The organism is Sphingobium sp. RC1, from assembly GCF_059738765.1.
Genome location: NZ_AP027306.1, coordinates 334,496 through 349,621, shown reverse-complemented (window position 1 = coordinate 349,621; position 15,126 = coordinate 334,496). Strand labels below are relative to the sequence as shown.

General features: G+C 63.5%; 15 protein-coding genes. 9 read left to right on the top strand and 6 right to left on the bottom strand.

Features of this window, described 5'->3' with window-relative positions:
* The first annotated feature begins 117 nt into the window (after window positions 1–117).
* Window positions 118–1,053 carry a ribose-phosphate pyrophosphokinase gene (locus tag AC6JBC_RS01745; RefSeq protein ID WP_498025059.1) on the top strand — a complete coding sequence of 312 codons (936 nt, stop codon included), beginning with the start codon at window positions 118–120 and terminating at the stop codon, window positions 1,051–1,053.
* A 27-nt stretch (window positions 1,054–1,080) separates the two neighbouring features.
* Here AC6JBC_RS01745 and AC6JBC_RS01740 read toward each other — a convergent pair whose 3' ends face one another.
* A complete protein-coding gene (locus tag AC6JBC_RS01740) occupies window positions 1,081–1,320 on the bottom strand; it encodes a hypothetical protein (RefSeq protein WP_498025058.1) in 240 nt (79 codons plus the stop codon).
* Between the two features lie 49 nt (window positions 1,321–1,369).
* A complete protein-coding gene (locus AC6JBC_RS01735) occupies window positions 1,370–1,798 on the bottom strand; it encodes a VOC family protein (protein WP_498025057.1) in 429 nt (142 codons plus the stop codon).
* A 79-nt stretch (window positions 1,799–1,877) separates the two neighbouring features.
* Here AC6JBC_RS01735 and hisN point away from each other — a divergent pair, with 79 nt between their 5' ends.
* A complete protein-coding gene (hisN, locus tag AC6JBC_RS01730; protein ID WP_498025055.1) occupies window positions 1,878–2,663 on the top strand; it encodes a histidinol-phosphatase in 786 nt (261 codons plus the stop codon).
* 19 nt (window positions 2,664–2,682) lie between these two features.
* Here hisN and AC6JBC_RS01725 read toward each other — a convergent pair whose 3' ends face one another.
* Entirely contained in the window at window positions 2,683–3,213 is a 531-nt protein-coding gene (locus AC6JBC_RS01725; protein WP_498025054.1) for an O-acetyl-ADP-ribose deacetylase, read from the bottom strand.
* A gap of 40 nt (window positions 3,214–3,253) precedes the next feature.
* Window positions 3,254–5,434: an AsmA family protein gene (locus AC6JBC_RS01720; RefSeq protein WP_498025053.1), complete on the bottom strand. Its 2,181-nt coding sequence runs from the start codon at window positions 5,432–5,434 to the stop codon at window positions 3,254–3,256.
* Between the two features lie 158 nt (window positions 5,435–5,592).
* Here AC6JBC_RS01720 and rpmI point away from each other — a divergent pair, with 158 nt between their 5' ends.
* The 7 genes from rpmI to AC6JBC_RS01685 all read left to right on the top strand — a co-directional run bounded on the left by rpmI (window position 5,593) and on the right by AC6JBC_RS01685 (window position 13,383).
* Window positions 5,593–5,796 (top strand): 50S ribosomal protein L35, encoded by a 204-nt coding sequence (gene rpmI / locus AC6JBC_RS01715; protein WP_183955972.1) that lies wholly within the window; start codon window positions 5,593–5,595, stop codon window positions 5,794–5,796.
* Between the two features lie 13 nt (window positions 5,797–5,809).
* Window positions 5,810–6,172, top strand: coding sequence for a 50S ribosomal protein L20 (gene rplT, locus AC6JBC_RS01710; protein ID WP_022682430.1), 363 nt, complete (start codon window positions 5,810–5,812; stop codon window positions 6,170–6,172).
* Window positions 6,173–6,419: 247 nt separating this feature from the next.
* Window positions 6,420–7,508, top strand: a complete 1,089-nt coding sequence (gene pheS, locus AC6JBC_RS01705; RefSeq protein WP_498025050.1) for a phenylalanine--tRNA ligase subunit alpha — start codon at window positions 6,420–6,422, stop codon at window positions 7,506–7,508.
* On the top strand, window positions 7,505–9,919 hold the full coding sequence (gene pheT, locus AC6JBC_RS01700; RefSeq protein ID WP_498025049.1) for a phenylalanine--tRNA ligase subunit beta: 2,415 nt from the start codon (window positions 7,505–7,507) through the stop codon (window positions 9,917–9,919). The genes pheS and pheT overlap by 4 nt, the downstream gene beginning before the upstream one ends.
* A gap of 211 nt (window positions 9,920–10,130) precedes the next feature.
* A complete protein-coding gene (locus AC6JBC_RS01695) occupies window positions 10,131–11,009 on the top strand; it encodes an aldose 1-epimerase family protein (protein WP_498025048.1) in 879 nt (292 codons plus the stop codon).
* Window positions 11,010–11,180: 171 nt separating this feature from the next.
* A complete protein-coding gene (locus AC6JBC_RS01690) occupies window positions 11,181–12,746 on the top strand; it encodes a peptide chain release factor 3 (RefSeq protein WP_498025047.1) in 1,566 nt (521 codons plus the stop codon).
* A gap of 19 nt (window positions 12,747–12,765) precedes the next feature.
* A complete protein-coding gene (locus AC6JBC_RS01685; RefSeq protein WP_498025046.1) occupies window positions 12,766–13,383 on the top strand; it encodes a glutathione S-transferase in 618 nt (205 codons plus the stop codon).
* Between the two features lie 6 nt (window positions 13,384–13,389).
* Here the strand turns inward: AC6JBC_RS01685 and metW are convergent, their stop codons facing one another.
* A complete protein-coding gene (metW, locus tag AC6JBC_RS01680) occupies window positions 13,390–13,983 on the bottom strand; it encodes a methionine biosynthesis protein MetW (RefSeq protein ID WP_498025045.1) in 594 nt (197 codons plus the stop codon).
* Window positions 13,980–15,116: a homoserine O-acetyltransferase MetX gene (gene metX, locus AC6JBC_RS01675; RefSeq protein ID WP_498025044.1), complete on the bottom strand. Its 1,137-nt coding sequence runs from the start codon at window positions 15,114–15,116 to the stop codon at window positions 13,980–13,982. The genes metW and metX overlap by 4 nt, the downstream gene beginning before the upstream one ends.
* Window positions 15,117–15,126 lie beyond the last annotated feature (10 nt).

Sequence of the window (15,126 nt, the reverse complement as noted above, 5' to 3'; positions counted from 1 at the left end):
GCCCGCGCCCTAGTCCATTTTGCCCCCCTGCGCAAAAGCGCCTTTCCAGTGAGGGCAAGCGCGGCTAAAGGGGCCGCGTTTCGCGCACCGTCATCCAATCGTCACAGGGGTTTGGCCATGAAACTCATGACCGGCAATTCCAACAAGCCGCTTGCGGCCGCAATTGCAGATTATATCGAGATCCCGCTGACCGACGCGAGCGTCCGCCGCTTCGCGGATGAGGAAGTTTTCGTGGAAATTCACGAGAATGTCCGTGGTGAGGACGTGTTCGTCATTCAGTCGACGGCTTATCCGACCAACGACAATCTCATGGAATTGCTGATCATGATCGATGCGCTGAAGCGCGCGTCGGCCAAGCGAATCACTGCGGTGGTTCCTTATTTCGGCTATGCAAGGCAGGACCGGAAGCCCGGCCCGCGCACGCCGATCTCGGCCAAGCTGGTGGCGAACCTGATCACGACGGCGGGCGCTGACCGCGTTCTGTCGGTTGATCTGCACGCGGGGCAGATCCAGGGCTTTTTCGACATCCCGACCGACAATCTCTTTGGCGCGCCGGTCATGTCGGCCGATATCCAGGCACGTTTTGGCGATCGCAACCTGATGGTCGTGTCGCCGGACGTGGGCGGCGTGGTGCGCGCCCGCGCCCTCGCCAAGCGGCTGGACAACGCCCCGCTCGCCATCGTCGACAAGCGCCGCGAGCGTGCTGGCGAATCGGAGGTGATGAACATCATCGGCGACGTGAAGGGCCGCTTCTGCGTCCTGATCGACGATATCGTCGATTCGGCCGGTACGCTGTGCAACGCGGCCGGGGCGCTGAAGGCTGCGGGCGCGGAAGAAGTGGTCGCCTATGTGAGCCATGGCGTGCTGTCGGGTGGCGCGGTTGCGCGCGTCGAAGCGTCGGAACTCAAGGAACTCGTGATCACCGATTCGATCCAGGGCACGGACGCGGTGTGCACTGCCAAGAGCATCCGTCACCTGCCGATTGCCCCGCTGTTGGGCGAAGCGATCAAGCGGATTGCGGACGAAAGCTCGGTTTCCAGCCTGTTCGACTAAGCGCCAACAAGTTGCGCCGCGCGACTTCTAAGAGGCGCCCGGCAGCAACACTATGGGCAAGCAGAATAGCAGAATCAGTCCGCCAACGACCCTCTGAGCGCGGGAAATGCCAAGCGGCTTTTCCCGCCAGAGCATCGGGCAGGCGAGCAGCGCCAGCAGCAGGAGCATGTTGGAAAGGATAGCTGACCCGCCGACGGGCGCGTCCTGCCGCATGGCGAGAGCGCCCAACAAGGCCGCGAAACTCAAGATCCAGCCGATCAGCGCCACAACGATTCCCTTCTGATACGAAACGATAAACGGCGCGGATTGACGAAGCTTAAACGACGGCTGCCCAAGGATCATAGGTGCCGAAGCTCCAGAGATTGCCTTCCGGATCGAGCGCCTCGTAGCCGCGTCCGGGATAGCCTTGATTATCATGCGGCTCGTTCACCACCACCGCACCTTGATTGCGGGCATGCAGGCAGTGAGCGTCGGCATCCGGGACCACCACATAGATGCAGGCCGTGACACCGCCCAGATCGCGCGGCGTCGTCCAACTGTAGAGCGACTCGGCCTCGCCATCGCGCGCGCTGCCCAGCATGACCATGCCTTCGCCCAATATGAGCTGCGCATGGTGGATGATGTGCGAGTCCGCTTCGTCCTCATAACAGGCGTGCAATGCAAAGCCGAAAGCGTCTTGCAGGAAGTTTATAGCCGCTGGAGCATCGGCATAGCGCAGGCCGGGGATCAGTGGGGAGCCAGGCATGTTTTTCCCTCCTTCATCGCGATCAGGAACAGGTTGGCAAAGCCTAGCGCAGCAAGTGCTTTCCGGCTAGGCGGGAGCGATGACGACCCGCGATGACCTGACCCTTGCCCACCGCCTCGCCGACGCCGCCGCAGCGGCGATCCGGCCCTTTTTCCGCGCGCGATACGACATGGAATTCAAGTCGGACCAGTCGCCGGTGACCGAGGCTGATCGGGCGGCGGAAGCAGCGATCCGAGCCATCCTGGAAAAGGAACGCCCCCAGGACGGCATCATCGGGGAGGAATATGGAGCGATACGCGAAGACGCGGAGCGCGTCTGGATCCTCGACCCGATCGACGGCACGCGCAGCTTCATTGCGGGACGGCCGATCTTTGGCACGCTGATCGCGCTGACTGAGGCGGGATGGCCGACCATCGGCATCATCGACCAGCCGATCGCGCAAGAGCGCTGGGCAGGTATGATGGGTCAGCCCACGACCTTCAACGGCGCACTAGTCACCGCCCGCAGTTGCCGATCGCTTGAAGAAGCGATCGTCGCCAGCACCGGGCCGCAATATTTCCCGGGCTGCACCGGCGAGCATTTCTCGCGGCTGGCGGGCCAGTGCCGCGACACGGTGTGGGGCGGCGACTGTTATAATTACGGCCTTATCGCGTCGGGCCATGTCGATATCGTCGTGGAAGCCGGGTTGAAGCTGCACGACATTGCTGCGCTCGTCCCGGTCGTGGAAGGCGCAGGTGGACGGATGTGCGATTGGGCGGGCGACCCCATCACGGCGGAAAGCGACGGGCAGGTTATCGCGATCGGCGATCCTGCTCGGCTGGACGATGTGCTGGAAGCGCTTGCCGAAGGACATCACGCTCATTGATGTTTCAGGCATTGATGTTTCAGGCGGCCAGCGCCGTCACTGCTTCGGCATATATGCGCGCGCTCTCGTCATCGAAGCAGACAAACAGGATGAGGTCGAAGGCCGACGGGAAAGCAGCAAGCTGGCCCCGCACCGCCTGGGCCGCGACCCGAGAGGCCCGTTCTTTCGGATAGCCATAAATGCCGGTGGAGATGGCCGGGAAGGCTATACTGCGGAGGCTATGCTCCCGCGCCAGATCAAGCGATGATCGGTAGCAATTGGCGAGCAACTGGCTCTCGCCCGAAGCCCCGCCCCGCCATACCGGACCGACGGTATGAATGACATGCGCAGCAGGCAGGCTGTAGCCGCGCGTGATCCGCGCCTCCCCTACTGGACAGCCGCCCAACCTGCGGCATTCGGCGAGCAGTTCAGGCCCGGCCGCCCGATGGATCGCACCATCCACACCGCCGCCCCCCAGCAGGGAACTATTGGCGGCGTTGACGATCGCGTCCGTCGCGCAACGGGTGATGTCGCCAGTTCGGATTTGCCAGCAGGCTGTGCCGAAGATCATATCGCAGCCCCTCTCGATGAATTACCTTCGCAGCAGTACCCTAGAAAATCCCCAGAAACTTCTTCTTCTGCTTCTTTTCTTCCGTAGCGCTGGCCTTGCCGGACTCTTCCTTTGACGTTGTGCCCCGGCCTACGTCATCTCGGGGCTTCCCGCCCTTCGTCCTCTGCGCCGTGGCCGTCGCGCCCGCCAGGACGGGGCCGCACGCCGCACTCTTGGCGTCCCCCACATCGACAAAGGCCAGCACGGCAGCGAGTGGGCTCGCCACGATCCCCAGCGCCGCCGCCGCACCGCCGCGCGCGATCAATTCAGGACTGATGACGTTGATGCCCGGCTTTGCGAAATAGCCCCTGATGCCGACAGGCGACTGGCCGGAAAACAGGCTGAACTTCTTGCCGTCAGCGCGGAAAGCGAGATCGAGGCTCTCGTTGCGGAAGGAGAAGCCGCCTCGTCCAAGCATGACGTTCTTCTTGGTATCGATGATGATCGGGTCCGCCGCCGCGATGCCATCGCGAACGGTGAAGGCGATGAGTCCGCAATTGATCTGGACAGGTTGCTTCAGCTTCTTCTCGAACATTTTCGTGATGAAGGTGCCCACGTCCAGTTCGGCAAGCTGAACATTGCGCGCCCACATGGTGCCAGCAGGCAGGATGACCGCGATCCTGCCATTGGCGGTACTAAGCGAATCATGCACCGTATTGCCCATGCCCGTCATTTGCGCCCGCGCCTTGATAATGCCGGTGGTCCCCGATTCCTCGACACCCCAACGGCCGAGGAGCTTGCCCATGGGTGTCGGCGACAGGCGCACATCGTAGCGCGTACGCACCGGCTGAGCCCGCGCGTTTATCTCTATGTCCGAACTGACATGCCCGCCGGACATGTCGAAGGTGAGCGGCGAAAGCGTAAGCAGGCTGCGCTCCAGCGCTAGCGTAAGACCGATATTGGAAATAGGCACGTTGGGCGCCCTGACCTGACGCACATCGTAACGGACATTGGCGTCGAAGTTGCGCAGTGCCTCTACCCTGAGCGGTGCGTCCGGCAGGACGCGCGGCCTGCCGCCGACATTTTCGATCGCGCCACTGGCGCCCTGCGCTTCCAACTTTTGAGGATTATAGCCGATGAAGGGACCCACATCGATAATATCGAGGGTGCGGGTGGCGAGGTCAGCCTTTAAGCGCAGGCGATTGTCAGGCAGCGATACAGTCATGCGCCCGGAAAGGTCGCTGTCTCCAAACCGGCCCTTAAGATGGGTGAAGCGCCATTCTCCACCCTGCTTGGTAAGCGCGGAGGTGAAGCGGTAAGTGCGGGTTTCGGGGATGGCAGCGCCCAGAAAGTCGAACAGCAGGGCAAGATTGGGACCGCGCGTCAGCAGCAGCAGGTCGGCTCCCTCAATTTCGGTCGCGCCCGGCAAGGTTCCGCTGACCTCCAGGATTGTCGGCCCGGACTGTGCGTGGAGCGCGAGCCTGTTCTTTCCGCCCGTGACGGTTTCGTTGGGCGAGAGCAGACCGCCACGCAGAGTGAAGGGGCGGTTGCGCATGGTGCCGTCGCCGGAGAAGCGGATGTCACTCGCGAAGCGCGTGTCCTGCGCCTTCACCGTTTCGAAGCTTATGTCGGTGGACAACTGCATCCGGGGGTCGCGATAGCGCAACGTCGTTCCGGCAAGCAGCGCCCGGCGCACGAGCGGCAGATTGAGCGGTTCTCCCTTCTTATTCGGGTCACCGAAGGTCCATGTATTGCTCTTGCCATCCCTCGACCATTCCAGGTCAGTGGCGGCGTTGCGAAGCTCAAGCCAACGAAATCGATATTTTTCGCCGAAGATCAGGCTAAGCGGCGCGATCCGGGTATCGATAAGATCGGAATGGAAGAAATGCGGCCTGCTCGCCCAGGGCGTATTGGCGATCGTCATTCCTTCGGCGCGAAACTTGATCATGATGGGCGCGAAATAGAGTTGGAAGTCACCACCAACCTTGACCGGGCGCTCCAGCCGACTGGTGAGGAAGCGCTCGAACGGATGTTTGAGGAAACGGCCCTTCGTGATGAACAGGATCAGCCACAGCACGAAGATCAGCCCGACGATATAGGCGATGATACGCAGCGGCAGGGGAACATCGCCCCATTTCTGACGCGCGCAGGACCAATAATGGCCAACGCCTCCTGCCCCGCTGTCGGGCGCAGGAGCCGATGTCGCCGGGGTGCCCGGCCGCAGGGGATCGGCGTCGGCCATGGCGCAAGAACGCCCTTCCCCTGCTTTGGGTCCGAATCACCTTGCTTTCCGGCGGCTGGCCGATTATGCGCGCCCCTTCGCGATATTTGGAAGGACCGCCCGGCTAACTAGGGCTGCCGTGGCTGTCCGTAATCGTCGCGCTGAAAAAGGAGACGAAAATGCCCAAGCTCAAGACGAAGAGCGGTGTGAAGAAGCGCTTCAAGTTCACCGCTTCCGGCAAGGTCAAGCACGGCGTCGCTGGCAAGCGTCACCGCCTGATCAGCCACAACGCAAAATATATTCGCCAGAACCGCGGTACGTCCGTGCTGTCGGATTCCGATGTCGCTCACGTGCGCCTCTGGGCGCCCTACGGCCTGAAGTAAGGAGTAGAGGCACATGGCACGCGTAAAACGTGGTACGACCACCAAGGCGAAGCATAAGCGGATTTTGGATCAGGCGAAGGGCTATTATGGCCGTCGCAAGAATACGATCCGTATCGCTCGCCAGGCCGTCGAAAAGGCCGGCCAGTACGCTTATCGCGACCGCAAGGTCAAGAAGCGCACCTTCCGTGGCCTGTGGATCCAGCGCATCAACGCTGGCGTCCGCGCCGAGGGTCTGACCTATTCGCAGTTCATGCACGGCCTGAAGCTGGCCGGCGTCGATCTGGACCGCAAGGTCCTGGCCGACATTGCGATGCACGAAGGCGAGGCGTTTAGCGCCATCATCGCCCAGGCCAAGGCTGCGCTGCCCGCGGCCTGAGCATAGAACGGTCGAAAGATCGTCCAAGGGGCGCCGGGGCAGATGCTTCCGGCGCCCTTTTTGTTTTGTTCAGCATCTCCGGTTCGCTTCGAGCGAAGTCGGGAAGCTAGCGCTATCGGGGGACAGGCTTGCTGTTCATCGGCTTTGGCGGTGCGCTGCTAGGCGCGCGGGTCTGACCCTTTCCTTGGCGCTCGCGCCCGGCTAAGGCGCGCTCAATATTTCGCCTTCGCGGGAATGATGAATACTCATGAGTGAAATTGCCAATCTGAAAGCCGGCCTGATCGCCGACATCGATGCCGCCGACACGCTCGACGCGCTGGAAGCTTTGCGCGTGGGGGCAATGGGCAAGAATGGCGTGGTGACGGGGCTGCTCAAGACATTGGGGCCGATGAGTCCTGAGGAGCGGCTGGAGAAGGGACCGCCGATCCAGGATTTGCGGGAAAGCGTGACGGCTGCGCTGGCCGAGCGGAAGGCGGTGCTGGAGCAGGCGGCGCTTGATGCGAAGCTTGCGGCGGAAAAGATCGACATGACCTTGCCCGCTGATCTCGGCGCGCACGGGTCGGTGCATCCGGTGAGCCAGGTCATGGACGAACTGGCGGAGATTTTCGCGGACCTTGGCTTCTCCGTCGCGACAGGGCCAGAGATCGAGGACGACTGGCATAATTTCACCGCGCTCAACATTCCCGAGACGCACCCGGCGCGGGCGATGCACGACACTTTCTATTTCCCTGATTCCGAGGGGACGAAAATGCTGCTGCGCACCCACACCTCGCCGGTTCAGATTCGGACGATGATGAATGGTGAGCCGCCGATCCGCATCATCGCGCCGGGACGGGTCTATCGGTCGGACAGCGATGCGACGCATACGCCGATGTTCCACCAGATCGAGGGGCTGGTGATCGACAAGGGGATCACCCTTGGCCATCTCAAATGGACGCTGGAGACCTTCCTCAAGGCATTCTTCGAGCGGGACGATATCGTGCTGCGCCTGCGGCCGAGCTACTTCCCCTTCACTGAGCCTTCGGTCGAAGTGGACGTGGGTTACACCCTCACCAATGGCCAGCGGGTGATTGGCGGCGATGGCGATGCGCCGGGCGGCGGCTGGCTGGAAGTGCTGGGCAGCGGCATGGTCCACCGCCGGGTGATCGAGGCATGTGGGCTGGACCCGGATGAGTGGCAGGGCTTTGCCTTTGGCACGGGCGTCGATCGGCTGGCGATGCTGAAATATGGGATGAACGACTTGCGCGCTTTCTTCGACGGCGATCTGCGCTGGCTGAGACATTATGGCTTTTCGGCGCTGGACGTGCCGACGCTGAGCGGGGGAGTCGGCGCATGAAGTTCACGCTGAGCTGGCTCAAGACGCATCTCAATACCGATGCCGATCTGCCGACGATTCTCAAAACGCTCAATGATATCGGCCTTGAGGTCGAGGGCGTGGAGAATCCGGCGGAAAAGCTCGCGCCCTTCCGCATCGCCAGGGTGCTGACGGCGGAGCCTCATCCGCAGGCGGACAAGTTGCAGGTGCTGACCGTGGATGCGGGCGATGGCGCTTTGCAGGTTGTCTGTGGTGCGGCCAATGCGCGCGCGGGGCTGGTCGGCGTGTTCGGGACCGAGGGCGCGGTGGTGCCGGTCAATGGCATGGTTTTGAAGAAGACCGCCATTCGCGGGGTCGAGTCCAACGGCATGATGTGTTCGTTCCGGGAACTGGAACTGGGCGAAGATCATGACGGAATCATCGAATTAAACGAGGATTCGCCGGTGGGTGAGGTCTATGCCCGGTGGGCGGGGCTGGATGACCCGGTGATTGATGTGAGTATAACACCTAATCGCCAGGACTGCATGGGCGTGCGGGGGATTGCGCGGGATCTGGCGGCGGCGGGCCTTGGGACGCTCAATCCTATCATCGTACCGGCTGTAGAGGGCGTCGGTCCGGGGCCGGATGTGCGGGTTGAGGATGCAGAGGGTTGTCCGGCTTTCTTCGCGCGGACGGTCAAGGGCGTCAGCAATGGCCAGTCACCCGAATGGATGGCGAAGCGGCTCAAGGCCATTGGGCAGAAGCCGATCAGCACGCTGGTCGATATCACCAATTATCTGATGATCGACCTTGGCCGACCGCTGCATGTCTATGACATGGCGACGCTGAAGGGGCCGCTGACGGCGCGCCGGGGGAAGGCGGGCGAAGAGGTGCTGGCGCTCAACGGCAAGACTTATACGGTCGATGAGACGATGACGGTCATCGCCGATGATGAGGCGGTGCATGACATTGGCGGCATCATGGGCGGCGAACATTCGGGCGCGACAGAAGCCACGACCGATGTGCTGATCGAATGCGCCTATTTCACGCCGGAGCGGATCGCGGTGACGGGGCAGAAGCTCGCCCTTACCTCCGATGCGCGTGGACGGTTCGAGCGCGGGGTGGACCCGGCTTTCCTCGACGACGGCCTGTCGATCGCCACCGACCTGGTCGTGAAACTGTGCGGTGGCAGCGCCAGCGAGGCTACGCGCACGGGCACGCCGCCTGCCGCTAACAAAGTCATCCGCTATGAACCATCGCAATGCCTGACGCTGGCTGGCGTTTATGTCGGCGACGATGAGCAGCGCCGCATATTGGAAAGCCTGGGCTTTGGCGTGGAAGTGCATGACGCCACATTCGAATATGAAGATGGCATGCCGGTGACGACGTCGGCGCATTGGATGGTCAGCGTGCCAAGCTGGCGGCGGGATGTCGATGGCTGGCCCGATCTGGTCGAGGAGGCCGTAAGGATCGTCGGATTGGATCAGGTGCCGTCCACTCCCCTGCCCCGCATGCCTGGTGTGGCCCGGCCGACGGCGACAGCGGAACAGCTGGTCGAACGGCGGGTGCGCCGGACGGCGGCGGCGCGCGGGCTGGCCGAGGCGATCAACTGGTCCTTCATTTCGGAAAAGGAAGCGGCTTCCGTGGGCGGCGGCGACTGGACGCTCGCCAATCCGATTTCCGAAGATCTGAAGGTCATGCGGCCTTCGCTGCTTCCGGGGCTGCTGTCAGCGGCGCGGCGGAACATGGACCGGGGCGCGGCTTCGGTGCGGCTGTTCGAACTGGGGCGGCGCTATTTCTCCGATAAGGAGCGGGCGACGGCTGGATTCGTGCTGGCAGGCGAGAAGACGCCGCGTGGATGGGAGACGGGGAAGGCGCAGGCCTTCACCGCCTTTGATGCGAAAGCTGAAGTGATCGCACTGCTTGCCGCCGCTGGAGCGCCAGTGGCTAACCTGCAGAGCTTTGGCGACGCTTCGGGTGCTTATCATCCGGGGCAGTCGGGGACGTTGCGGCTGGGGCCTAAGGTGGTGCTGGCCGAATTCGGCGTGCTGCATCCTTCGCTGGCTAAGCAATTTGGTTTGACCGGCGTGGTGGTTGCGGGCGAGATTTTCCTCGACGCGATTCCAGCGAAGCGGAAGAATGGCTTCATGCGGGCGCCCTATGCGCCGCCCGCGCTGCAGGCGGTGAAGCGGGACTTTGCCTTTGTCGTGGATGAGGCGGTCGAGGCGGATGCGCTGGTTCGCGCGGTCAGGGGTGCGGACAAGAAGGCGATTCTCGATGCGCGGCTGTTCGATGTGTTTGTCGGGCCGGGCGTTGACGAGGGGCGCAAGAGCCTGGCCATTGAGGTGACGTTACAGCCTGGGGAGAAGAGCTTTTCTCAGGAGGAGCTGGATGCGATCAGCGCTGCGGTTGTGAAGGCTGCGGAGAAGCTTGGGGCAGCGTTGCGGGGGTAACTCGGCGGCTCGCAGTTGAGCGGTTCTCCACTTCGCTCGAAACGAACGGGGTAGGGAAGGGCTGAACCTGCGGCAGTTCCCTTGCCGTCGTCCCGGGCTTGACCCGGGACCCCGCTTGTCTTCAGCCATGCGAGCGAGGAAGCGGGACCCCGGATCAAGTCCGGGGTGACGATCTTGATGGACCCAGTGAACATCATACAGGGGGTGTGCGGTGGACGAGTTGGTGACGATCGCTTCGGATGGGCTCACCGCCAGCATCAATCCCTTGGGTGCGGAACTGTGGTCGCTCACGGACGCGCAGGGCCGCGAGCTGATGACCGATGCTGATCCGCGCTGGTGGACGGGGCATGCGCCTTTGCTCTTTCCCTTTGTCGGGCGCTCGCGCGGCGACGTATATCGGCTGGACGGGCGTGACTTTCCGATGCCGCAGCATGGCTTTGCCCGGCGCATGGCCTTTGCGCAGATTGAGCATCTGCCGGAATCGGTGGTCTTCCGGCTGGAGGCGGATGCGGCGACGCGGGCGGTCTATCCGTTCGACTTTCGGTTGGACATGCAGTTCGCGGTCGCGGGCGGCACGTTGATGATGACGGCCACCGTTGCGAACCGTGGCGAGGCGGACATGCCCTTTTCCTTTGGCTATCATCCGGCTTTTGCCTGGCCGCTGCCCTATGGCGGTGCGGTCGAGGCGCATGTCGTGGAGTTTGAGACGGCGGAGACTGCGCCGATCCGGAAGGTGGGGGACGAGCCGGGCCTGATCGCGCGGGAAAGCGTGGCTTCTCCGGTCGAAGGCAATGTGCTGAAGCCGATCCATGCGATGTTCGAGGGCGATGCGCTGATCTGGGATGAGCTGGAGAGCCATAGTTTGCTTTGGGGTGTGCCGGGGCGGGCGCGGCTGAAGATCGATTTTCCCGATACGCCCTGGCTGGGGCTGTGGCAGAAGCCGGGGGCGCCTTATCTGTGTGTCGAGCCCTGGGCCGGGATGGCGGACCTGGTCGGGTTTGAGGGTGATGTCTGGGACAAGCAAGGCGTCATGCGCCTGCTGCCGGGCGATGAGCGGCGGTTCCGCATGGACGTGACGGTGGTCGATTGAGCGGGTGCTTTTGTTGACGTCTATCGTGCTCCTGCGAAGGCAGGAGCCTAGTCTCCCCGTCTGATCTGGGCTCTCACGAGCCACTTGTCTCGTTCGAGTGCCTGCGCAGGAGCGCGGTGACGCCAAGAGGCACCGCTGGCGAATCCCGACGGACTCGCTATATGGCGCGCCATGACCATCCCATCCCGCCGTACCTTCGCGATCATCTCTCACCCTGACGCGGGTAAGACGACCCTCACCGAAAAGCTGTTGCTGGAAGGTGGCGCGATCCATCTGGCCGGTGAGGTCAAGGCGCGCGGCGCGAACCGGCGCGCCCGATCTGACTGGATGAAGATCGAGCAGCAGCGCGGCATTTCCGTGACCAGTTCGGTCATGACGTTCGAGCGGGACGGGATCACCTTCAACCTGCTCGATACGCCGGGGCACGAGGATTTTTCCGAAGATACCTATCGCACGCTGACCGCCGTCGATTCGGCGGTGATGGTGATCGACGCCGCGAAGGGCATCGAACCGCAGACGCGCAAGCTGTTCGAAGTGTGCCGGTTGCGCAACGTGCCGATCATCACCTTCGTCAACAAGGTGGACCGGGAGGGTCGCGACACCTTTGCCCTGCTGGACGAGGTCGCGGACGCTCTGGCGCTGGACGTGTGCCCGATGAGCTGGCCGGTCGGCATGGGCGGCGAGTTTGAGGGGATTTACGATTTCGCCAAGAACCGGCTGCGCCAGCCGTCCGGCGCTTCCAAGGAGTTTGAGGGCAAGGAAGTGTTTGTCGAGGGCATCGATGACGATGCGCTGGCCGAGCATATTTCCGCTCGAGGGCTGGAGAAGCTGCGGGAAGAGGCCGAGCTGGCGGTCGGTGGCTATGCCGATTTCGACCTTGCCGCCTATCGGCATGGCGACCTGACGCCGGTTTATTTTGGGTCGGCGCTGAAGCTGTTCGGTGTCACCGAGCTGATCGACGCGCTCGCGGCCCATGCGCCGCCGCCGCGCGCGCAGCCCGCTGAGCCCGCGCCGGTGGAGCCGGAGAATAGCGAAGTCACCGGCTTCATCTTCAAGGTGCAGGCCAATATGGACCCACAGCATCGTGACCGGATCGCCTTCATGCGGCTGTGTTCGGGCAAGTTCCGGCGGGGCATGAAGCTGACGCCGAGCGGGTCGGGCAAGCCGATCGCGGTGCATTCGCCGATCCTCTTCTTCGCGCAGGACCGCGAGATTGCGGATGAGGCTTTTCCCGGCGACATTATCGGCATTCCCAATCATGGGACGTTGCGGGTCGGCGATACGCTCAGCGAGAAGGCGGGGGTGCGCTTTACGGGCTTGCCGAACTTTGCGCCGGAAATATTGCGGCGCGTGGCGCTGAAGGACCCGACCAAGACCAAGCAGTTGAGGAAGGCGCTGGACGATCTGTCCGAAGAGGGCGTTATCCAGGTTTTCTATCCGGAAATCGGCAGCAGCTGGGTGGTCGGCGTGGTCGGGCAGTTGCAGCTGGACGTTCTGATTTCGCGGCTGGAGGCGGAGTATAAGGTGGCGGCGGGGCTGGAACCCTCCCCCTTCGATACGGCGCGCTGGATTTCCGGGGAGGAGGCGGCGGTGAAGGATCTGGCGTCGTTCAACGTCGCCAATATGGCGAAGGACCGGGATGGCAATCTGGTCTTCATGGCGAAGAGCGCCTGGGACGTGAGTTACCAGCAGGAACGGCATCCGAAGGTCAGGTTCAGCGCGACCAAGGAGCGTTGAGGGCAAGGGCGGACGCGATATGACCGCCATTCTCTACAGTTTCCGGCGCTGCCCCTATGCCATGCGGGCGCGGATGGCCTTGATGATCAGCGGGCGGCAGGTCGAGGTGCGCGAAGTGGTGCTGCGCGACAAGCCATCCTCCATGCTGGCGCTCTCACCCAAGGGCACGGTGCCGGTGCTGGTGCTGCCCGGCGGGGAGGTGATCGACGAAAGCCTGGACATCATGCACTGGGCGCTCCGGGAGCACGATCCGGAGCGGTGGCTGGATGGGGATGACGCCGCGCTGATCGCGACCAATGACGGGCCATTCAAGCAGCATCTCGATCGCTATAAATATGCGGGGCGCTATGGTTCGGACCCGCTGGAGCATCGCGCGGCGGCGATGGATTTGCTGGGTGCGCTGGAGGGACGGCTGGGGGACGGTGACTTTCTGTGCGGGCCGGGCAGGACATTGGCCGACATCGCCCTGTTTCCCTTTGTGCGGCAATTTGCCCGCACGGAGCCGGAATGGTTTGACGCGCAACCCCTGCCTCGGGTGCAGGCATGGCTGCGGGTTCTGGTGGGGTCGGAGTTGTTTGCCCGCGTCATGACGCGCAGGCCCGCGTGGCAGCCGGGCGACGCGGCGGTCTGGCTTTAACTCGCCTTACCGGCGCAGCAGGAAGACGGCGTGTTCGGCGAACAGATTGGCGTTCGCGTGGGTGGTTTCCTTGTCGCCCTTCAGGAACCATTGGCCATCGATGGTCCAGCCGCGATCCTTCACCAGGGCGCGGAAATCATCGACCGTGACATGGTGGATGTTGAGCGTGTCGTACCAGGTGTCGGGCAGCAGGCGCGTCACCGGCATGCGGCCGCCCCAGAGCAGCGACAGCCTTCCGCGCCAATGGGCGAAGTTGGGGAAGGACACGAAGGCCTGGCGGCCGATGCGCAGCAGTTCCTCGACGACCAGATCCGGCCGACGGGTGGTCTGCAGCGTCTGGCTGAGGATCGCATAGTCGAAGCTGGCGTCGGGATAATAGGCAAGGTCCGTGTCGGCGTCGCCCTGCACTACGGACAGGCCCCGGCCAACGGCGGCGGCGACATTACCGGCATCCAGTTCCAGCCCGCGCGCGTCCACCTGTTTCGTGTCGCGCAGCGCGGCCATGAGGGCGCCGTCGCCGCAGCCGACGTCGAGCAAGCGCGCGCCCGGCGTTACGGTGCGGGCGATCAGGGCGAGGTCCGGCCGAAGCGTCTCGCTCACGCGCGGCCGCCTTTGAGGAAGCCATCGACGACGCGGTTCAGTTCCGGGCATTCGAGCAGGAAGGCGTCATGGCCGAAGGGGCTGGACAGCTCGACGAAGCTCGCCTGCGCGCCGCTGGCGTTGAGGGCGTGGACGATGATGCGGGATTCCGCCGTGGGGTAGAGCCAGTCGGTGTCGAAGCTGACCAGGCAGAAGCGCGCCTTGGACGGGGCGAACGCAGTGGCGAGGCTGCCGCCATGATCCTCCGCAATGTCATAATAATCCATCGCGCGGGTGATGTAGAGGTAGGAGTTGGCGTCGAACCGCTCGACAAAGCTCAGGCCCTGATGGCGCAGATAGCTTTCCACCTGGAAGTCGGCGTCGAAGCCGAAGGTCTTGGCATCGCGGCCTTGCAAGCGGCGGCCGAATTTTTCGGTGAGGCCCGCTTCGGACAGATAGGTGATGTGCGCGGCCATGCGGGCGACGGCAAGGCCAGCGCTCGGCACCTGCGCGTCGGCATAATAGTCGCCGCCGCGCCAGTTGGGATCGGCCATGATCGCCTGCCGCCCGACTTCGTGGAAGGCGATGTTCTGGGCGCTGTGGCGGGCGGTCGAGGCGATGACGATGCAGCTTTCGACGCGATCGGGGAAGATGGTCGGCCAGCTCAAGGCCTGCATGCCGCCCATGGAGCCACCGATGACAGCGGCGAGGCGGCCGACGCCCAGATGATCGAGCAGCAGCGCCTGCGCGCGCACCATGTCGGCGATGGTGAGCACCGGGAAGCGCATGGCGTAAGGGGCGTTGCTCGCTGGATCGAGGCTGGCGGGGCCGCTGGAGCCCATGCAGCTGCCAATGACATTGGCGCAGACGATGAAATGTCGCGCTGGATCGATGGGCTTCCCCTCCCCCACCATGCGCCACCACCAGCCGGGCTTGCCCGTGACGGGGTGGTCGGACGCTACATATTGGTCGCCGGTCAGCGCGTGGCAGATGAGGATGACGTTCGACCCGTCCTCATTCATCGCGCCATAGGTTTCATAGGCGATATCGACGGGGCTGAGCGCCGCGCCGCTGTCCAGCCGCAGGGGTCCGGGCAGGCGGACCTGGCGGCGGAGGCCGAAACGGCTGTCGTCGGGGATGGAGGCGCTGGCCATGGTGCAAGCG